Genomic DNA, 18,604 nt, shown 5'->3' on the forward strand with positions numbered 1-18,604 from the left:
GAGAGAGACCGGATGCGATTATGGTTGAGAACGAGCCTCACGAACTCAATCCCCCCGCGATGGTCGGGATGTCGAGCGGCTTGAAGCCGTAGTGGCTGAGCCAGCGGATGTCGTTCTCGAACAGCTGGCGCAGATCGGCGATGCCGTATTTCAGCATCGCGATGCGGTCGATGCCCATGCCCCATGCAAAACCCTGGTAGACGTCAGGATCGATGCCGCAGGCGCGCAGCACGTTCGGGTGCACCATGCCGCAGCCGAGGATCTCCATCCAGTCCTCGCCCTCGCCGAAGCGGATCTCGCCCTTGTCGCGGCGGCACTGGATGTCGACCTCGAGCGACGGCTCGGTGAACGGGAAGAACGACGGCCGAAACCGCATGTTGATGTGGTCGACCTCGAAGAACGCCTTGCAGAACTCGTGCAGGATCCATTTCAGGTGGCCGAGATGCGAGCCCTTGTCGATCACGAGGCCTTCGACCTGGTGGAATTGCGGCGTGTGCGTCGCATCCGAGTCGATGCGATAGGTGCGGCCCGGGCAGATCACGCGGATCGGCGGCTTCTGGCTCAGCATCGTGCGCACCTGCACCGGCGAGGTGTGGGTCCGCAGCAGCATGCGCGAGCCGTCTTCCTTCGGCCTGAAGAAGAAGGTGTCGTGCATCTCGCGCGCCGGGTGGCCTTCGGGGAAGTTCAGCTTGGTGAAATTGTAATCGTCGGTCTCGATGTCGGGACCTTCGGCGACCGCAAAGCCCATGTCGGCGAAGATCGTGGTGAGCTCGTCCCACACCTGGCTCAGCGGATGGATGCGGCCGGTCTCCGCCGGCGCATCGCGCAGCGGCAACGTGACGTCGATGGTCTCGGCGGCAAGGCGGGCATCGAGCGCAGCCGCCTTCAGCACGTCGCGCCTGGCCGCGAGCGCTTGCGTCACCGCATCCTTGGCGAGGTTGATCTTCGCGCCTTCTGTCTTGCGTTCCTCCGGCGACATCTTGCCGAGGGTGGCGAGCAAGGCCGAGATCGAGCCCTTTTTGCCGAGTGCTGCGACGCGCACCGCCTCGAGGGCGGCCTCGTCAGCGGCCGAGGCGATCTGGTCGAGGATGGATGTTTCGAGCGTTGCGAGGTCGGACACGGTCAATTCCTGCGCTGAGCATGATCCGGCGGGAAGAGCCGGCTTCCGAACCATGCGCCAAAATTCGGCTGGGTTGTCGCCGCCCGAAGGCCGTAACGTCAAGCAAAAAGCCGGTCATTCGGGCTCGTGGCCGGCGGCATTGAACTTCGCGCGGAGGCCGCGCTACCCAAGGGGAGTGCAAGGAGACCCACACGATGTTGCTGCGATCTTGCCTGGCCGTGCCGGCGGTCCTGTTCATGCTGGTCCCGGCGCATGCCGCGACCGAGGAATGTCCTGCCAAATCGACCCAGATGGACGACATCATCGCGGTGCTGGAGAAGGCGCCGAGCTGCAACCGCGCGATGAAGATCTTCGAGGCGTGCGAATACGGCGCCAGCGGCGACGTCCAGTTCGGTGCCGTGGTCGAGAAGAAATGCGAGGCGGACTTCCTGTCCGGCCTCAAGGGCGGGCCGAAACGGACGTACCGGCACGAGATGCAGGTCTGCGACCGCAAGTACCGGAATGAATCCGGCACCATGTACATCTCGTTTACGGCGTTCTGCCGGGCGCAGGTCGCCCAGCGCTATTCGCAGAAGGCGCTGAAAGCGGGCGCCAGCGCGCGCTAGGATCGCCCGCCAGGATCAGGCGGCCAGCGCGGCCTTGGCCTTCTCGGCGATCGCCTGGAACGCAACCGGCTCGTGGATCGCGAGATCCGACAGCACCTTGCGGTCCACCACAACGCCCGACTTGGACAGGCCGTTGATGAACACGCTGTAGGTCATGCCGAACGGACGGACTGCGGCGTTGATGCGCTGGATCCAGAGCGCGCGGAAGGTGCGCTTCTTGCGCTTGCGGTCGCGGAAGGCGTACTGGCCGGCCTTTTCGACGGCCTGCTTGGCGACGCGGATGGTGTTCTTGCGGCGGCCGTAATAGCCCTTGGCGGCCTTGTAGACTTTCTTGTGCTTGGCGTGAGCGGTCACACCGCGTTTGACGCGAGACATGACGGAAATCCTTGAGATCTAGAAGAAGTGACGGGGCGCCGCGCGAGGCGCGGCCGGGTTCAAGCGGATGAGCGCGATCAGGCGTTCGGCAAGAAGTACTTCTTGACGTTGTCGCCGTCGGTCTTGAACAGCACGCGGGTGCCGCGGAGCTGACGGATCTGCTTCTTCGTCCGCTTGATCATGCCGTGGCGCTTGCCGCGCTGGGCGTGCATGACTTTGCCAGTGGCAGTCACCTTGAAGCGCTTTTTAGCGCCCGACTTGGTCTTCAACTTGGGCATTTAGCTCTCCTGTCGCCCAACACGAATATCGCCCAAAGAGGCGTTCGGCCGGCTAAAATGCTCGTTAGAGCGTTGAAAGTGCTAAGGTTTTTTCCGAATTGAAAGAACCTGCACTGGACGTCGCCACGGCAGCCCTTGATCAGCCGGGCGGCGAAGGCCCGGCTTATGACAGAGGATCGGCGCTTTTGCAACGTTTGAAGCGCGGAACCGGCGGCAGATCGGTCCGCTCCGCAGCAGTCGTCGGCTCCTTTGCATGGGGTTGTTTTCGAGATTTTGGCGGAACCGGTAGCCCGGATGGAGCGAAGCGCAATCCGGGGCAGGTCGCGCCGCGGACGCTGCCGTCCCGGATTGCGCTGCGCTCCATCCGGGCTGCCAAAATGGAAACAGCCCGCCGGGCGATCCGGCGGGCCACTTCATTTCAACAAAGCGACAAACTCGAATTAGCGCGGCGCCAGCACCATCACGACCTGGCGGCCCTCAAACTTCGCGTCCTGCTCGACCTTGGCGAACTCGGCAACGTCGGCCTTCACCTTGTCCAAGAGCTTGGTGCCGATCTCCTGGTGCGCCATCTCACGACCGCGGTAGCGCAATGTGATCTTGACCTTGTCGCCTTCCTCGAAGAAGCGCTGCATGGCGCGCATCTTCACGTCATAGTCGTGATCGTCGATCATCGGGCGGAGCTTGATCTCCTTGATCTCGACGACCTTCTGCTTCTTGCGAGCCTCGGCGGCCTTCTTCTGCGCGGAATATTTGTACTTGCCGTAGTCCATGATCTTGCAGACCGGAGGACTGACATTCGGCGAAATCTCGACGAGGTCCATGCCGGCTTCCATGGCCATCTTGATGGCCACCATGGTTTCGACGGTGCCTTGGTTGACACCATCCTGATCGATCAGCTGGATCTGCGCGTTGCGAATCTCATCATTGGTGCGCGGCCCGTCTTTTGCGACTGTGGGCGGGGCTCTATTGGGACGGCGAATGGGTAACTCTCCAAAGTTGTGAAAGGGAAGGCGGATATTTTGAAGCAAGACGCTGCGACGGGCAAGCGAACTCGCTCTTTTAAGCGGCAAAACCGTCAATTGCGAGGCATTTTGGCCACGCTCGGCACATATAGCGGGCGCGCCTGCTCTGCAAGGCGGGCCTGCTGCCGTTGACCGCTGCCGCGCCACGATTGAAAACCAGATCTCTGACACGCGAGTGACCGAACCATGAGCCAAACCACCGCATCCGAGCAGGAACCTGCCTTCATCGAGGTCGGCGAGGGCCATGGCGCACGCCGGATCGCGGTGCGCGCCCGGGCGGGGAGCAATCCCGGCAGCGCCAGTGGCGCGCCGGGCAGCGCAAGTAGCGCGCCGGGACTGTTCTGGCTCGGCGGCTTCAAGTCCGACATGACCGGCACCAAGGCGATCGCGCTCGACACATGGGCCGCCGAGCACGGCCGCAGTTGCGTCAGGTTCGACTATTCCGGCCATGGCGAATCCGGCGGCGAATTCGCCGACGGCACCATCGGCTGCTGGCTAGAGGAGAGCGTCGCGGTCTTCTCGCAGTTCTGCAGCGGGCCGCAGGTCGTGATCGGGTCCTCGATGGGCGGCTGGATGGCGTTGCTGCTGGCGCGCGAGATCGCAAAGCGCGGCAAGGCGAAGGCACAGCTCGCCGGCCTCGTGCTGATCGCACCGGCGCCCGACTTCACCGAGGAATTGATGTGGAAGGGTTTTTCGCCGGAGATCCGTGCCGAGATCGAGACCAAGGGCGTCTGGCTCAGGCCATCCGAATATGGCGACGGCTCGCCCTATCCGATCACCCGTAATCTGATCGAGGAGGGCCGCAACCATTTGCTGCTCGGAAGCAAGATCGATGTCGGCTGTCCGGTGCGCATCCTGCAGGGCGCGCAGGATCCCGACGTGCCGTGGAAGCATGCCTTCGCGCTGGTGCACCGCCTGCCGGCCGAGGATGTGGTGCTGACCATGATCCAGGACGGCGATCATCGGCTGTCGCGGCCACAGGACATCGCGCGCATCATCGCCGCGGTGGCGGAGATCGGCTAACGTCGCCCATCTTGTTCGATGTCATCATCCGCGAAAGCGGATACGCCGCGGCCTCTCGATTCAAGGCGGGAGCTCTGGAATGCTGGATGCCCCGCATGCGCGGGCATGACAGAAGTGGTTGGGAAAGGCGCCATGAACACGACAACGATGCTGCGCGCGTTCTGCGACGCGGTCGAACAGCGCGACGGCAAGGCCTTCGCAAGCCTCTTCACCGAGGACGGCGTCTACCACGACGTGTTCTATGGCGCGTTCGAGGGGCACGCCAGGATCGCCGAGATGATCGACGACTGGTTCTACCGGACTGCGACCGATTTCCGCTGGGTGATGCACGATCCCGTCAGCGACGGCACGACGCTCTACGCGCGCTACACGTTCAGCTACCGCTCGACCCTGCCGGAAGCCAAGGGGGCGCGGGCGATGTTCGAGGGCGTCGCGATCATGCGGCTGCGCGACGGCAAGATCACGGAATATCACGAGGTCGCCAACACCGCGCCGGCCTTCGTCGACCTCAACTTCGCGCCGGAGCGGATCGCCAAGATCGTCGGCAAGCAGGGCGCTGCGCTGCGGGCGCGGCCGGAGATGAAGCGGCACCTGGAGACCTGATCGTCGCTACTGGCGACTGCAATGCGGCGTGGATCAGGCCGCGGCCGATTTGCGCGGCCGGCGGCGACGAACCGCGCCCCCGCGCACTTCCGATCGCCATTTCGCGACTTCGGCAAGCTCCGCTTCGGGCCGGACTGTCCGGGTTTCCCGCCGCCCGAGAAAGATGCCACCGCTGTCTCCGTCGATCGTGACCCAGTCGCCTGCCGAAATCACCGCCTTGCCGAGTGCGGCGCGCTCGCCGGCGGCCTCGATCGTCATGCTGCCGCAGCCCACCACACACGGTTTTCCCATCTGACGCGCCACCAGCGCGGCATGAGCGGTCCGCGCGCCAACCCTGCTTACGATGCCGCAGGCCACGGCAAAACCGGCAACGTCTGCAGTGCAGGTATCGGGACGCATCAGAATGACGGGATCGCCGGCTGCTGCAAGCCGCTGCGCAGCGTCGGAGTCGAAGACGGCACGCCCGACGGCAATGCCGCCGGACGCACCGATCCCTGCGACAATCGGATCGTCGGCCGAGACCAGGGAAACTTCCTCCAGCGACGCAAGATCGAGATCGCTCAGGCGGTCGAGTGCCTGTTTCGGAGTGATGAGCCGGTCATGGACGAGGTCGATCGCGATCCTGAGCGCGGCGCGTGGCGTGCGCTTTGCCGGACGCGTCTGCAGGATCCATAACTTTCCGTCCTCGACGGTGAACTCGACGTCCTGGACGTCGCCGAACTCATGCTCGAGGCGCGTCAGGACGTTGCCGAGATCGGCGATGAGCATCGGCAATGCGCGGGCGATCATCTCCCCGCTATCCGGCGTGCGCCGGCCCGACACGACGTCCTCGCCCTGCGCGTCGAGTACCAGATCGATGACGGGCTGCGTCGATCCGGTCGAAGGGTCGCGGGAGAACGCGACGCCCGCTCCCGACGAAAGCCCGCCATTGCCGAATACCATGGCCTGCACGGTCACGGCCGTTCCCGCCAGATGCTCGAGTTTTTGCAGCCGGCGATAGGTCTGCGCCCGCTCGCTCATCCAGGATCGATAGACCGCCCGCGCCGCCCGCTCGAGCTGCTCGTCTGCGTCCTCGAGCCAGCGATCGTCTCCGCCCTCGATCAGCGCCAGTTCCTCACCGGCAAGACGCTCGATCGCTTCGCTGTCGAGCTCGCGGTCATTGGCGACGCCTTCCTCGGCGGTCAGCGCGGCGATCCGCGCCGCGAAGGGCGCAGGGTCGAGGCCGAGCACGGCCTCGCCGTAACTCTCCAGAAATCGGCGCCGGCAATCCCATGCGAGCCGTGAGCGTCCCGTCGATCGGATCAAGCCGCGCACGGCGCGCGTCGTGCAGCCGACATTGAGGACGGTGTCCAGCATGCCGGGCATCGAGCGGGCTGCGCCCGACCGCACCGAAACCAGCAGCGGACGTCTGTGATCGCCGAAGCGCCTGCCGGTGGAGCGCTCGAGGAACCCGATGCCTTCCTTCAATCCGTCCAGCAAATGGCGCTCCGCAGCCGTCCGCCCGCCGATGATGTCGGCGCACAGCCCGACCGGCAATACGAACGCCGGCGGCACCGCAAGACCAAGCGCGGCCATCCGGGCGAGATTCGCCGCTTTGGCACCGATCTCTTCGGCAGGGTGCAAAGCGGTCGATCCCCCGCCAATGCATACGATGTGCATGTTGGACCCCTCTTCAGGCTGCCAGATCAGTCATGACGTGCTGCCGGAGCAGATGGCCGAAGCCGGCGAGACGATCGGTCGAACGTTCGATGGCGCGCGCCAGTTCGAGCACCGAGAGCGATGTCGTGGTGTCGTGGTTACCGGTGAAGACCAGCGACGTGATCGCCCGTTCTTGGCAGTCCGCGGCGTGCTCGGCGTCGACAAGACGCACCACCGCGGCAAGCGCGTCTTCGGAATCGGCACGACGGCCCTCCGGTACTTCCGCGGCCGCAGCCAGCCCGCTGGCCGCCGCCTCGGCGGCGGTGACGGCAATCGCGCAGAGTTCACCCAGTGCGGAGATCAGCTGCTTGTCGACGCTCGCCGACGTCAGGGAAGCGATAAAGGCCGCCTGCTCGAGTTCGTCGACGGCCTCCTCCGCGCGGTCCACCAGTTGTTCGATGATCGGCCGGGCACCGAAGCGGTTGACCTCCCTGCGCGCTTCGAGCGCGATCCGGTCCGCCTTCTGCTCGATCCGGCTGGCGCGCGCCGCCAATGCCTTGCCGTCGGTCTCCTGGCCGGCCAGCAGTCCGGCGATATAGCCAGAGATCGTGATGCTGAGGTCGTGTGCCAGCCCGACCTGCCGCAGCACCACAGCAAGCAACGCGCTCTCGACGCGCTCCAGGCGCCTGACCAGCTCAGCCTCGAGTTCGTCCCGCACGGTCCTGACCGAATGACCTGCGAGCAGCGCTTCGGTCGAGAGGCGCAGCGCGCACTTCAGGAAATCCATTGCTGCCGTGCGGCCGAGCACCTGGTCCAATCGCTCGCCGAAGCCGATACGCGTTGGTGCCGCGTTGCGAACGGCACTGCCGAGCAACTCATTGCCGCCGAGTTCGAGAAAGCCACGATGGCCAACGCGCTGCCGCGCCGCCCATTCGAGAATCTTCGCCGCGTCATCCTTGTTGACCCAGTTTCGCAACAGCTTGCGGGCTTTGTTCCAGTCGATCAGGAACACGAGCGCAGAGCCGACGGCGGTAAGGAATTCATTACGATCCGTGGCCGTCCTGGCCTGCAATCGGCCGGTCACGAGGAAGAAGCCGCCGTCTTCAAATCCCGTCGACGCATGATGATCAAGACCGCTCCATTCGGCGTCGAAGTGGCCGAATAGCGAGACGAAGAATTTTGCGCGAGCCAGATGCACGTCCGTATAAGTCACGGTCACCGCATTGCGTTTGACGGCTACCACCAGGACATGCGCGTCGGTAGTTCCGATGTCGTTCTGAATCAGGAGCCGGCCGTCCGATCTGGTTGCCATCGTATCAAGGCCGGGATGGTCGAATTTCAGCGCGCGGGTCTCTGCCAGACCTCGCATGAAACTTTCGACCGGCACGCGATCCTCGCTCTGCAGGCCGAACACCTGTGCTCCTGCCAGATTTTCTTCCGAGCAGCCGACGGCAAGCCTGTTCAACGCCTTGTGCAGATCCATGACCAGCCGATGCAGGGTGTCGCCAGCGTCTTGCGCCGCACTTGTCAGACGGGTGATCCGGCTAAGCTCGATCTCAGGCGACGCATCGAGCAGTCCAGCGGCCTGAATCGCATTCAGGCGGCCGCGCGCCCTATCCGCTTCCACTGCATCGCCGGCGCTGACGGAGCGGATCATGGTGTCGATGTCGCCCTGGATCTCCTTCATCAGCTTTGCGAGATTGGGGGCAGTCAGCCGGCTTTCGCCGATCAGATCCGCGCTGTTGATCAAGGATGCGATCGCCGCCGGCGCGATGCCGGCGGCATGGCTCTCAACTGCAAGCTCATTGACCGGACGCCCGGGTTCCCGCGCATGTGCGGCGGCGGCCTGCAGCGCGCTCAGGCGAACCTTGATGCGATCGTTGGCGGACAGACCGGCGGCTACCAGGGACGGCAGCAGTATGTCTGCCTGTCCGAGTTCTTTGAGGATCTGGGCTTTCATGACACACAGGGCAAGATGAGATTTCGGTCTCACCTGTATGCGTCACCCAAGCGGCGCGATCCTTGCGCTAGATCATTCTTAAAACTGTCATGTTAAATCGCAGCGTGGCGTGCAGCCTGAACCGGGCCAAACGACGACGGTGGAGATTCTACGGCGGCGGCGGATTGCTCATCGGCTTGCGCTGGGCGAGTGCGGCCACGGTGGAGGTGCCGATCGGGCCCTTCTCGTCATAGAGCCAGCACTCGCCGATCGCGATGCCGTCTGTCGCGTGGTGATTGACCACCTCGAAGCCGATCCAGTTGCTCACCGGCAAACGGTGCAGATAGATCGTGACGTCGCTGTTGATGTAGCCGAGGCCCTGGTCGCCGGCATTGGCGAACGGGCTCGCGAAATCCGCGCCGGTCGCGACATGGACGAACGGCGTCATCTTCACGCCTTCGACGAGCTCGCGGACTTCGCTCATCCACAGCCGCCGTTCGCCGAGCGAGCCCATGTGGCCTGTGATCGGCCGCGTCTCCCATTTGCCGTTCATGCCGAGCCTTGGATCGGCCGGCTTCGGAATGTCGGCGGGCGCGGGCACCTGCCAGTTCAGCGGCGACCACACATTGCCGGGTGCATTTTCCGTCCTGCGCAACAACTGGCAGGAGGCGCGCGCCATGCTGGTGCCGCCGGAGACGAACTCGGCCTCGATCACCTTGATACGGAGCCCATCGCGTACCAGCCTGGTCGTCACTTCGACCGGCGTCGTGATGTTGGGCAGCCGGAACATGTCGACCGTGAGCCGCGCGGGGACGAAATCGTCGGAGCCGTGGCGCTCCTCGATGACGAAGCCGAGCAGGCCGATCACGACGCGGCCGTGCATCGATTCCGGGCTCCACGGACCGTTCGCAACTGACGTCGGCATGAAGCCGTCGCCATGTCTGGTGAAGAAGGGCTGGTTTGTCATGGTCCGCGACCATGACGGGAACAGCGCGATGAAATCAAGAGGCGGCTGCCGCGCGCCACTCCTGCTGCACGCTGAGATCAGGCTCGCCGCCGGCACGTGACGCCAGCGCCGCGAACGCGTCGCGGGCGATCAGTTGCGACAACGCCCACACCGCAGCGCCGCGCACCAGCGGGCTTGCGTCATCGAGCAGACGACGCGCTTCGGCGGCGAGGTCTGCGTCGCCGGAGTTGCCGATCGCGATCAGCACATTGCGGATGAAGCGGTCACGGCCGATGCGCTTGACCGGCGATTTCGTGAACAATGTGCGGAAAGCCGCATCGTCGAGCCGCGCGAGATCGGCGAGCGCGGGCGCGCGCAACGCATCGCGTGCCGCAAGCTTCTGCTCGCGGCCGGCCTCGGCGAACTTGTTCCACGGGCACACCGCGAGGCAATCGTCGCAGCCATAGATGCGGTTGCCGATGGCCTTGCGGAATTCCTGCGGGATCGGACCCTTGTTCTCGATCGTCAGATACGAGATGCAGCGCCGCGCATCGAGCTTGTAGGGAGCAGGAAACGCTGCGGTCGGACAAATGTCCTGGCAGGCGCGGCAACTGCCGCAATGATCGGCTTCGGCTTCGTTTCGCGGCAGCTCGGTCGCGGTATAGATCGCGCCGAGAAACAGCCACGAGCCGAATTGGCGCGACACCAGATTGGTGTGCTTGCCCTGCCAGCCGATGCCGGAGGCCTGTGCGAGCGGCTTCTCCATCACCGCGGCGGTGTCGACGAACACCTTCACCTCGTCGCCGGTCGCGGCAGCGAGCCAGCGCGCCAGCGTCTTCAGCCGCTTCTTGATCACGTCGTGATAGTCGTCGCCCTGCGCATAGGCCGAGATTGCGCCATGCGATCGGCACGCGAGAATATCGAGCGGATCATCGGCGGGCCCGTAATTGACGCCGAGCATGATGATCGAGCGCACGCCATCCCACAGCACGCGCGGGTCGGTGCGCCGTTCCGGATTGGCCGCGAGCCAGTCCATCTCGCCATGGCCGCCGGAGTCGAGGAATTCCAGAAAATGTCTGCCGGCCTCGCGCGTCGCATCAGGATCGGTGAAGCCGATGGCATCGAAGCCGAGCGCGCGCGCCTCGCGCCGAAGTGCGTCCTTGAGATCGGACGGAGAGAGCCGGACCGCCTGGCTCAGAAGTCGAGGTCCACATAGGTGCGCGACGCCGGCACCCCCGCCAGCCATTCGCTGAGCAGCGGGCGGAACGACGGGCGGGATTTCACCCGTGCGTACCACGCCTTTGCCGCGTCGTCCTCGCTCCATGGCACGTCGCCCAGATAGTCGATCGCCGAGAGATGCGCAGCGGCGGCGAGGTCCGCGTAGGTGAGGCGGTCGCCGGCGAGATAGTTCCGCGTCTTCGCCAGCCAGCCGATATAGCTCAGATGATAGCGCACATTGACCTTGGCGGCGCGCATGATGTCGGGTGCCGGCGGGCCGCCGCCATTGTCCTCGCTCATGAAGCGCTTGTAGATCCGCTCGGTCACCAGCGGGTTGGAGGCTTCCTCGAAAAATTTCTCGTTAAACCACGCCATCAGCCGGCGCACCTCGACACGCTCGGCCGAAGACGTCGGCAGCAGCCGACGTTCGCCGGCGTCGAGGCCATGCGTCTCGTCGACATATTCTGCGATCACAGGCGCACCCGGAATCGGCGGAAATCCCTCGGCGATCAGCACCGGCGTGGTCGCCGCCGGATTGAGCGCCAGGAACGCCTCGCGCCGCTCCCAGACCCGTTCCTCCACCAGGCGCAGATCGAGGCCATACTCGCCGAGCACGAGCCGAATGAAGCGCGAATGCGGACAGAACGGATGGTGATACAGCGTATACATGAAGCCCTTGGTAGTGTCGTGGCGCTTAAGAAACCATCAACCTGTGTGACCTGACCTGTGAATTGGCCGGACCAGTTCCGCTCGTCTCTATGTCGCGTCGGCACGCAAACCGGAAGCCACCTCCGCGGATGGTGCGGGTCACAAAAACGCTATAGCCCAGCAAATCGGCCGGGTAACCCATTGTTTGACGATTCTTTGCGATTGCGGCCTATGTGCGAATAAGCGAGAAGAATTCGGTTTTCCACACAGGGCAGATCAGATCATGATGACGGATATGCTGCGGGCGGTGATTCTCGGCATTGTCGAGGGTGTCACCGAGTTCCTGCCGGTCTCTTCGACGGGCCACCTGCTGCTCGCGGAACGCTTCTTCAATCTCGGCGAAGGCAATTTCTGGAAGAGTTTTGCGATCCTGATTCAGCTCGGTGCGATCCTCGCGATCCTCGTGCTCTATTTCACCAGATTGTGGCGCGTCGCGCTTGGCATGTTCTCCAATCCCGACGACCGCCGCTTCGTGATCGGCGTGCTGGTGGCGTTCCTGCCCGCCGTCGTGATCGGCCTGATCGCCGGCAAGTACATCAAGGAATTTCTGTTCAATCCGTGGGTGGTCTGCTTCACGCTGATCGTCGGCGGCGCCATCCTGCTCTGGGTCGATCAGCTCGATCTCAAAGTGTACGAGGACGACGCGACCCGGTTCCCGCTGCTGATGTATTTCTGGATCGGCGTCGCGCAGTGCTTGGCCATGATCCCCGGCGTGTCGCGCTCCGGCGCCAGCATCGTGGCTGCGATGCTGCTCGGCGCCGACAAGCGCTCGGCGGCGGAGTTCTCGTTCTTCCTCGCGATCCCGACCATGGTCGGTGCGTTCGTCTATGATTTCTACAAGAACCGCGCCGATTTCACCTCGGACAATCTCAGCGTCATCGCGGTCGGCTTCGTGGTCTCCTTCGTCGTGGCAATGGTCGTGGTGAAGACGTTCCTCAACTACGTCACCCGCCACGGCTTCACGTTCTTCGCCTGGTGGCGCGTGATCGTCGGCACGCTCGGTCTGATCGCGCTGGCGATGGGAAAGTAAGACCTAATCTCGTCATCCCGGCCTTCGCCGGGACGACGATTGGAGAGGTGCCTACGCGCTCTTCTTCTGGAACTGCCCGGTCGCGCGGAAGCGCCAGAGATATTGCGGGGCGATCGCTTCCATCGAATCGGGCGTGATGCCGAGGCCCGCGAAAGTAAGGCCGGCGGCCTTGGCGGCATCCGACACCACATTGTCCGAACGCAGCATAGCGACCTGGTCCGGCGTCAAGGTGAAGGGGCCGGGCGCGAATTGCAGGACATACGACTGCAGCTTGGCAAGGCCGAACGGCAGCGGCGCCAGCACGCGGTCGCGCTGGGTGATCTGAAGGATGATCTGCATCACCTCGCGCATGGTCAGCACTTCCGGCCCGCCGAGTTCGTAGGTCGCGCCTGCCTTCGCCTTGCCGTCGACGGCATCGGCCACGGCGTCCGCGACATCTGCGACATAGGCCGGCTGCACCTTGTTGACCCCGCCGCCGACCAGCGGCAGCACCGGCGACATCCGCGCCAGTGCCGCAAACCGGTTGGTGAACTGATCCTCGGGCCCGAACAGCAGCGACGGCCGCATGATGGTGGCCTCTGGCAGGGCCGCCTGCACGGCCTGCTCGCCCTCCGCCTTGGCGCGGTAATAACCCGAGGGCGAATCCGCGTCGGCACCGATCGCCGAGACGTGGACCATTCGCCCGCCCACGGCGGCGGCTGCCTTGGCGATGGTCTCGGCGCCCTTCACCTGCACGGCGTCAAAGCTCTGCCCGCCGCCTTCGGCCAGGATGCCGACCAGGTTGATCGCGATATGCGAATCACGCATCGCCGCCTCGACCGAGGCCGGGTAGCGCACATTGGCCTGGACGGCATGAATCTGCCCGACGCGGCCGAGCGGCTGCAGATGGCCGGCCAGTTCAGGCCGCCGCACCGCGACCCGCACGCGGTAATCGCGCTTGCAGAGCGCCCGGACCACGTTCCGCCCCAGAAATCCGGATCCGCCGAATACCGTGACGAGCGTTTCCAGGTTCGATGCCATGAGGTCCATTCCTGCCGGATTCGAGAGCGATTGAGCGTATTTACAGCCTCTGGCGATACGACATCAGCCCAATCCTGTACAGGCTAATTGAATTTTCAATCGCGAATTTGACAAGCGCGTAACCGATCCTTACTAAGCCGCTCCACATGCCCAGGTGGCGGAATTGGTAGACGCGCTGGCTTCAGGTGCCAGTGGCTTAACGGCCGTGAAGGTTCGAGTCCTTTCCTGGGCACCACCCCCTTTTTAAGCGATTGAAATCGCTCAGCATCCGGAGGGTGGGTGCGGCGAGGCCGCGACCGCCGGAGGCGGCTGAGACGGCGGATGGCGCCATTACCAATCTACCTGACGCGCCAGGCGTTTGACCGCTTGCAGGTTCAAAGCGCAGGCTGGCCGCCAACCTCGGCAGCGGCCGCGACATAGGCTGGGCTCAAGTCAAAAAGTTCGTCGTATTCGATATCAAGTCCAGTCGGGCTGATGACGATCCCATCGACGCCCAGTGCGCGGTTCGGACGTCTGAACAACTTTGATGCAGCCGTCAGGCAGAGATGTTTCTCAGCCTCCGGCTTGAGCCGCAAAATCATCAATCGCAAATCGGCTGGATAAGGTACCGGCCATATCGCCCCAGATCTTGGCGGATCAAACCGCCGCGTCGATACGCTCTCGACGGCGCTCCATGGAATGATTTCCTTCGCAACGCGATCGTCTCGAATGCCATCTGGGCTGAGGGTGATCACCGGCTTGCCCAATCGCGCAATGGCGTAGCATGTCGAGAGCAGCGTGCCGCCACCGAACAAGACGATGCCAAAGTCAGCTGCCAATCGCACGAACATACTGGGCGCGGGCTTCGTGAAATAGCCGAAGGCGATGGCAACGCAGAGCGCTGTCATCGCACCGCCCAGCAGAACGTACTTGAACAATTTCCAAGCGGAGAATCGAACCTCCAAGACTGGCGATTGGCCATTCACGGCGTTTCTCGGATTTCGAGTTCCCTCACACGACCCGCCGTCCCGCCCGCCGCGCGATCGGCTTCTGCACGAAGTACATTGCGATCATCGAGATCATCGAGCTCGCGACGACGACGTAGCCGATCCGGTCGAAATGCAGCAGCGAGCCGTCCGCAGTCTCGGCGACGATCGCGGCCGCGACCACCGAGCCCAGTCCGCCGGAGAGCTGCTGCACCGAGGCTGAGACCGCGCTGAACGATCCGCGCTGGCTGGCGTCGGGGATCGCCGACATCAGCGCCTGCGACGGGATCATGCGCGAGAAGATGCCGACGAACATCAGCACATTGACGATGATCGCGGTCAGCAGCGAGACGTGGCCGAGATGGGTGTAGATCAGCACCATGATCGCCGACACCACGCAGCCGAAGATGAAGGTCGGATATTTGCCGAACGCATCGCTGGCGCGGCCGACCAGCGGCCCCATCAGGATGCTGAACAGGCCGGAGACCAGATAGATCGTCGGCAGATGGACGATGTCGATGCCGAGATTGTGCACCGTGAAGGCGCTGCCGAACGGCATCAGCATGAAGCCGCCGGTCGCCAGCAGCGTCGTCACCATGAAGGCCAGCGTGTAGCGCGGCTGCGTCACGGTTGCGAACAAATGCTGGAACGGGTTGCGATCGTGCTGCAGCTTGAGATGACCGTCGACCGGCTGCATGAACAACGCGATGGTGGCGATCGCAGCGATCGACAGGCCGACGATGGCAACGAAGCAGATGTGCCAGTTCCAGTGATTGGCGAGAAAAAGTCCGGCCGGCACGCCGAGCACCTGGCTCGCGGCGAACGCGGTCTGGATGAAGCCCATCACCCGGCCGCGCAGCTGCAGCGGGAACAGGTCGGTGACGATCGCGAGCACCACGGATCCGATCACGCCGCCGAACAGCCCGGTGACGATGCGGCCGAGCAGCAGGACGTGGAAATTCTGCGCCAGCGCGCACAGCACGGTGCCGAAGGTGAAGCCGACATAGAAGAACAGCAGCATCCGCTTGCGGTCGAAGCGATCGGCAAAGCCGGCGGCGAGGATGCCGGAGATCCCGGCCGCGAAGGCGTAGGCCGACACCGCGACGCCGAACTGCCCGGCCGTAATGTCGAGCGACGGCATCAGGATGGCGCCGAGCGGCGACATGATGATGAAGTCGAGGATCAGGGTGAATTGCGTGAAGGCGAGCAGCGCGATCAGGAACGTCTGATAGCGCGTAAAGCCGCGCTCCTGCGGCTCGTCATCGATCGGCGCGGCGATGGTCTGGTCCGACATGAGGCTCATTTCTGAAGATGAGTAGGACGTGCGAGCGGCTGGGCACAGATAGGGCGCCATCCGTGGATTTCATCGGCGCGGACGCGCAAAAAATTATGCGGGACTGATCAAAAACCGCGAAACTCTCGCTCCTCCATATGGGTATTGCGAGGCCTCGGGTCATCCCATTGCCAATCGTTTGAATTGCGCGTGATCCAAATGCAACAGAGTTCACGCGATGCTGGGCAGCCGTGCCGGGATATGGCAAGAGGGGGGCGTAACCCCTGGCTGAGCCGGCCGCGACCGCCTATCCGCTCGCATCCCCGGCGTTTGGGGGCTAGTGTCGCCTGTCGAATCGATCCGAGACCCGAGGCCTTATTTCATGACCATCCGCCTGCATCGCGGCGACCTGCCCGATCTCACTCGCTATACCGATTCCGTTGCGATCGACACCGAGACCATGGGACTGCATCCGCATCGTGACCGGCTCTGCGTGGTGCAGATGTCGAACGGCGACGGCACCGCCGACGTGATCCAGATCCCGAAGAGCCACACCGACTCGCCGAACCTGAAGGCGCTGCTCGCCAACCCTGCGATCACCAAGATCTTTCATTTTGCGCGGTTCGACGTCGCGGTGCTCTACAACACGTTCGGCGTGATGCCGGCGCCGGTCTATTGCACCAAGATCGCCTCGCGGCTCTCGCGCACCTATACCGACCGCCACGGCCTGAAGGACCTGGTGCGCGAGGTGCTGAACGTCGAGCTGTCGAAGCAGCAGCAGTCGAGCGACTGGGGTGCGCAAAGCCTCAGCGAAGCCCAGCTCGCCTATGCCGCATCCGACGTGCTGCACCTGCATGCGTTGCGCGACAAGTTGAATGTGATGCTGGCGCGTGAGGGACGCACCGATCTCGCGAAGGCCTGTTTCGATTTCCTCCCCACCCGCGCCAGGCTCGACCTCGACGGCTGGGAGGCCGAGGACATCTTCGCCCATTCGTGATTTCGCCCGTTAATGATGGGGCGCGAATTCGTCGCGGCGGGGCCGGTTCCGCCCCGTTTCGGCCAAACTGTTCACGCGTGGTCTCCCGCAGGGGCGCGACGCGAGGTCCGGGCTGCATAATCGGGCGGCTCCGGCTAGGATAGGGGCAATTTCGTGCCTCTGGAGCTCAGGTGAATTCGGTTCAGAATCCAGCCCAGAATCCCGGCTACGTCACGGGCCTCGAGGCGCGGTTTGCCGCCGCCGCACGGCACAGCCGCATGGTGCGGATCCTGCGCATCGCCGTGCCTGCGGTGGTTGGGCTGTCGATGGCCTCGATCATCTTCGTCTCGGTCTACAATCCATTCCGCGAGATGATCCCCAAGCTGCCGGTCGAGATGGACAATCTTGTCGTCTCCGGCACCAAGATCACGATGGAATCGCCGCACATCGCCGGCTTCTCGGCCGAGGGGCGGCCCTATGAGATGTGGGCCAAGGCGGCGATCCAGGACGTCACCGACCCCGATCATGTCGAGCTGAAGACGATCCGCGCCAAGGTGGCGCAGCAGGATGAGTCGACCGTGACGATGGATGCGCGCACCGGCTTCTTCGACAACAAGAAGCAGCTGCTCGACCTGCGCCAGGATATCTTCCTGCAGTCGTCCACCGGCTATGAAGCCAAGCTGACGCAGGCCTTCGTCGACATCAACAAGGGCAACGTCTCGTCGGACGAGCATGTCGACGTCAAATTGCTCCAGGGCACGCTGACATCGGACAGGCTCAGGATCTACAACAGCGGCGATCTCGTGCGGTTCGAAGGCAATGTCGTGATGTATCTCGACAAGCTCGGCGACAACAATGCGAGCGCGCCCGCCGAGCCCGCACCACCACCACCTCCTCCTGCGCCGCCGAAGGCGCGCAAATCCGCCAACACGAAATGAATTTGATGATGAGACGCTTTCCGCACGGCATCGCAATTGCGGCCTTTCTGCTCGCGCTGTTCGCCGTGAACTACGCCGCGGCGCAGGGCTCGATGTCCGGTGTTCCCAACGCCATGCAGGGCTTTTCGCAGAACCGCGACCAGCCGATCCAGATCGAGGCCGCCGCGCTCGAGATGCGCGACAAGAAGAAGGAGGCGACCTTCTCCGGCAATGTGAAGGTCGTGCAGGGCGATACCACCATGACCTCGAAGATCCTGGTGGTGTTCTACGAGGACAAGTCGACAGCGGCGCCGGCGCCGGCCGCGAGCGGCACCAAGGCTGCCGCCGCTCAGAAGGGCGCGCCGATGCAATCGGCGACCCCGGGCCCCGGCGGCGCGTCCTCGATCAAGCGACTGGAGGCGAAGGGCAATGTCGTCGTCACCCAGAAGGATCAGGTCGTCACCGGCGAGACCGCGATCTTCGACACCAAGACCAATCTGATCACCATGCTCGGCGGAGGCGGCGGCCAGGTGGTGCTGACCCAGTGCCAGAACGTGCTGCGCGGCGACCGCCTGCTGGTCGACATGACCACCGGCGTCTCGCGGGTGGAATCCGACAGCGGCAAGGTGCAGGGCCTGTTCATCCAGTCCCAGGGCGGCCAGAACGGCAAGGGCGGCTGCGGCACGCCGGCCGCCCCCGGCACGGCCCCGGCCCCGTCGCCGCTTCAACTGCTTCCGGGCAGCAAGCCGAAATAGGCACCACAAAGTAAGCCTCACGTAAGGTGAAGTAGAATCAATAAGTTAGATAATATCTTGCGACCGCGAGGTTGAAGCGCGCGGGGCGAGACTGTATCTACTCCAGCGGCCCGGCCGGACGATGTGCCTTCGAGGGGGAGTTATGTCGGCCGGGACAGGGGCATCCATTCATTCAAGGCGCGGGTGATCGCGC

19 protein-coding genes and 1 tRNA gene are annotated in these 18,604 nt (G+C 63.9%); 8 read left to right on the forward strand and 12 right to left on the reverse strand.

The window, feature by feature from the left end:
• Positions 1–37 precede the first annotated feature (37 nt).
• The gene (pheS, locus tag ACVISU_RS21520; RefSeq protein WP_456708240.1) at positions 38–1,120 is read right to left on the reverse strand and encodes a phenylalanine--tRNA ligase subunit alpha; all 1,083 of its coding nucleotides are present in this window, start codon (positions 1,118–1,120) and stop codon (positions 38–40) included.
• Positions 1,121–1,314: 194 nt separating this feature from the next.
• Here pheS and ACVISU_RS21525 point away from each other — a divergent pair, with 194 nt between their 5' ends.
• The gene (locus ACVISU_RS21525) at positions 1,315–1,725 is read left to right on the forward strand and encodes a hypothetical protein (protein ID WP_456708241.1); all 411 of its coding nucleotides are present in this window, start codon (positions 1,315–1,317) and stop codon (positions 1,723–1,725) included.
• A 15-nt stretch (positions 1,726–1,740) separates the two neighbouring features.
• Here ACVISU_RS21525 and rplT read toward each other — a convergent pair whose 3' ends face one another.
• From rplT to infC, 3 genes are all read right to left on the reverse strand, one after another.
• Positions 1,741–2,100, reverse strand: coding sequence for a 50S ribosomal protein L20 (gene rplT / locus ACVISU_RS21530; protein ID WP_018269297.1), 360 nt, complete (start codon positions 2,098–2,100; stop codon positions 1,741–1,743).
• A 77-nt stretch (positions 2,101–2,177) separates the two neighbouring features.
• Positions 2,178–2,378, reverse strand: coding sequence for a 50S ribosomal protein L35 (gene rpmI / locus ACVISU_RS21535; protein WP_008539890.1), 201 nt, complete (start codon positions 2,376–2,378; stop codon positions 2,178–2,180).
• Positions 2,379–2,818: 440 nt separating this feature from the next.
• Positions 2,819–3,358, reverse strand: coding sequence for a translation initiation factor IF-3 (infC, locus tag ACVISU_RS21540; RefSeq protein WP_050404350.1), 540 nt, complete (start codon positions 3,356–3,358; stop codon positions 2,819–2,821).
• A 228-nt stretch (positions 3,359–3,586) separates the two neighbouring features.
• Here infC and ACVISU_RS21545 point away from each other — a divergent pair, with 228 nt between their 5' ends.
• Positions 3,587–4,423, forward strand: a complete 837-nt coding sequence (locus ACVISU_RS21545) for an alpha/beta hydrolase (protein ID WP_456708242.1) — start codon at positions 3,587–3,589, stop codon at positions 4,421–4,423.
• 132 nt (positions 4,424–4,555) lie between these two features.
• Complete coding sequence (locus ACVISU_RS21550; RefSeq protein ID WP_456708243.1) at positions 4,556–5,026, forward strand: nuclear transport factor 2 family protein; 471 nt, start codon at positions 4,556–4,558, stop codon at positions 5,024–5,026.
• A gap of 33 nt (positions 5,027–5,059) precedes the next feature.
• On the opposite strand, the gene ACVISU_RS21555 is transcribed toward ACVISU_RS21550, so the two are convergent.
• The 5 genes from ACVISU_RS21555 to ACVISU_RS21575 form a co-directional block, all read right to left on the reverse strand.
• Entirely contained in the window at positions 5,060–6,685 is a 1,626-nt protein-coding gene (locus ACVISU_RS21555) for a PEP/pyruvate-binding domain-containing protein (protein ID WP_456708244.1), read from the reverse strand.
• Between the two features lie 13 nt (positions 6,686–6,698).
• Positions 6,699–8,624, reverse strand: a complete 1,926-nt coding sequence (locus ACVISU_RS21560) for a hypothetical protein (RefSeq protein WP_456708245.1) — start codon at positions 8,622–8,624, stop codon at positions 6,699–6,701.
• A 148-nt stretch (positions 8,625–8,772) separates the two neighbouring features.
• Positions 8,773–9,570: an acyl-CoA thioesterase domain-containing protein gene (locus ACVISU_RS21565; protein ID WP_456708246.1), complete on the reverse strand. Its 798-nt coding sequence runs from the start codon at positions 9,568–9,570 to the stop codon at positions 8,773–8,775.
• 34 nt (positions 9,571–9,604) lie between these two features.
• The gene (queG, locus tag ACVISU_RS21570; protein ID WP_456708247.1) at positions 9,605–10,795 is read right to left on the reverse strand and encodes a tRNA epoxyqueuosine(34) reductase QueG; all 1,191 of its coding nucleotides are present in this window, start codon (positions 10,793–10,795) and stop codon (positions 9,605–9,607) included.
• Positions 10,744–11,436 carry a glutathione S-transferase family protein gene (locus ACVISU_RS21575; protein ID WP_050404299.1) on the reverse strand — a complete coding sequence of 231 codons (693 nt, stop codon included), beginning with the start codon at positions 11,434–11,436 and terminating at the stop codon, positions 10,744–10,746. The genes queG and ACVISU_RS21575 overlap by 52 nt, the downstream gene beginning before the upstream one ends.
• A 262-nt stretch (positions 11,437–11,698) precedes the next feature.
• On the opposite strand from ACVISU_RS21575, the gene ACVISU_RS21580 reads away from it, so the two are divergent.
• Positions 11,699–12,505, forward strand: a complete 807-nt coding sequence (locus ACVISU_RS21580; protein WP_050404298.1) for an undecaprenyl-diphosphate phosphatase — start codon at positions 11,699–11,701, stop codon at positions 12,503–12,505.
• 51 nt (positions 12,506–12,556) lie between these two features.
• Here the strand turns inward: ACVISU_RS21580 and ACVISU_RS21585 are convergent, their stop codons facing one another.
• Positions 12,557–13,525 carry a complex I NDUFA9 subunit family protein gene (locus tag ACVISU_RS21585; protein ID WP_456708248.1) on the reverse strand — a complete coding sequence of 323 codons (969 nt, stop codon included), beginning with the start codon at positions 13,523–13,525 and terminating at the stop codon, positions 12,557–12,559.
• A 148-nt stretch (positions 13,526–13,673) separates the two neighbouring features.
• Between ACVISU_RS21585 and ACVISU_RS21590 the strand changes: the two genes are divergently transcribed.
• A tRNA-Leu gene (locus tag ACVISU_RS21590) sits at positions 13,674–13,760 on the forward strand.
• A 139-nt stretch (positions 13,761–13,899) separates the two neighbouring features.
• Here ACVISU_RS21590 and ACVISU_RS21595 read toward each other — a convergent pair.
• Together ACVISU_RS21595 and ACVISU_RS21600 are read right to left on the reverse strand one after the other, a co-directional pair.
• Positions 13,900–14,490 carry an STM3941 family protein gene (locus tag ACVISU_RS21595; protein WP_456708249.1) on the reverse strand — a complete coding sequence of 197 codons (591 nt, stop codon included), beginning with the start codon at positions 14,488–14,490 and terminating at the stop codon, positions 13,900–13,902.
• Positions 14,491–14,515: 25 nt separating this feature from the next.
• The gene (locus tag ACVISU_RS21600; RefSeq protein WP_456708250.1) at positions 14,516–15,784 is read right to left on the reverse strand and encodes an MFS transporter; all 1,269 of its coding nucleotides are present in this window, start codon (positions 15,782–15,784) and stop codon (positions 14,516–14,518) included.
• A gap of 361 nt (positions 15,785–16,145) precedes the next feature.
• On the opposite strand from ACVISU_RS21600, the gene ACVISU_RS21605 reads away from it, so the two are divergent.
• The 3 genes from ACVISU_RS21605 to ACVISU_RS21615 all read left to right on the forward strand — a co-directional run bounded on the left by ACVISU_RS21605 (position 16,146) and on the right by ACVISU_RS21615 (position 18,411).
• Positions 16,146–16,760 carry a ribonuclease H-like domain-containing protein gene (locus ACVISU_RS21605; protein ID WP_456708251.1) on the forward strand — a complete coding sequence of 205 codons (615 nt, stop codon included), beginning with the start codon at positions 16,146–16,148 and terminating at the stop codon, positions 16,758–16,760.
• Positions 16,761–16,930: 170 nt separating this feature from the next.
• Positions 16,931–17,677, forward strand: a complete 747-nt coding sequence (gene lptC / locus ACVISU_RS21610) for an LPS export ABC transporter periplasmic protein LptC (protein ID WP_456708252.1) — start codon at positions 16,931–16,933, stop codon at positions 17,675–17,677.
• Positions 17,678–17,682: 5 nt separating this feature from the next.
• Entirely contained in the window at positions 17,683–18,411 is a 729-nt protein-coding gene (locus ACVISU_RS21615; protein WP_456708253.1) for an LptA/OstA family protein, read from the forward strand.
• The last annotated feature ends 193 nt before the right edge of the window (positions 18,412–18,604 follow it).

This window comes from Bradyrhizobium sp. USDA 4452, assembly GCF_054063575.1.

Bases quoted from the DNA above. Each gene is read 5' to 3' on its own strand.
- ACVISU_RS21525 (WP_456708241.1), top strand. From the start codon at position 1,315: ATGTTGCTGCGATCTTGCCTGGCCGTGCCGGCGGTCCTGTTCATGCTG.
- rplT (WP_018269297.1), bottom strand. From the start codon at position 2,100: ATGTCTCGCGTCAAACGCGGTGTGACCGCTCACGCCAAGCACAAGAAA.
- rpmI (WP_008539890.1), bottom strand. From the start codon at position 2,378: ATGCCCAAGTTGAAGACCAAGTCGGGCGCTAAAAAGCGCTTCAAGGTG.
- ACVISU_RS21545 (WP_456708242.1), top strand. From the start codon at position 3,587: ATGAGCCAAACCACCGCATCCGAGCAGGAACCTGCCTTCATCGAGGTC.
- ACVISU_RS21550 (WP_456708243.1), top strand. From the start codon at position 4,556: ATGAACACGACAACGATGCTGCGCGCGTTCTGCGACGCGGTCGAACAG.
- ACVISU_RS21555 (WP_456708244.1), bottom strand. From the start codon at position 6,685: ATGCACATCGTATGCATTGGCGGGGGATCGACCGCTTTGCACCCTGCC.
- ACVISU_RS21560 (WP_456708245.1), bottom strand. From the start codon at position 8,624: ATGAAAGCCCAGATCCTCAAAGAACTCGGACAGGCAGACATACTGCTG.
- ACVISU_RS21565 (WP_456708246.1), bottom strand. From the start codon at position 9,570: ATGACAAACCAGCCCTTCTTCACCAGACATGGCGACGGCTTCATGCCG.
- queG (WP_456708247.1), bottom strand. From the start codon at position 10,795: ATGGCTGGCGGGGGTGCCGGCGTCGCGCACCTATGTGGACCTCGACTT.
- ACVISU_RS21575 (WP_050404299.1), bottom strand. From the start codon at position 11,436: ATGTATACGCTGTATCACCATCCGTTCTGTCCGCATTCGCGCTTCATT.
- ACVISU_RS21580 (WP_050404298.1), top strand. From the start codon at position 11,699: ATGATGACGGATATGCTGCGGGCGGTGATTCTCGGCATTGTCGAGGGT.
- ACVISU_RS21585 (WP_456708248.1), bottom strand. From the start codon at position 13,525: ATGGCATCGAACCTGGAAACGCTCGTCACGGTATTCGGCGGATCCGGA.
- ACVISU_RS21600 (WP_456708250.1), bottom strand. From the start codon at position 15,784: ATGTCGGACCAGACCATCGCCGCGCCGATCGATGACGAGCCGCAGGAG.
- ACVISU_RS21605 (WP_456708251.1), top strand. From the start codon at position 16,146: ATGACCATCCGCCTGCATCGCGGCGACCTGCCCGATCTCACTCGCTAT.
- ACVISU_RS21615 (WP_456708253.1), top strand. From the start codon at position 17,683: ATGATGAGACGCTTTCCGCACGGCATCGCAATTGCGGCCTTTCTGCTC.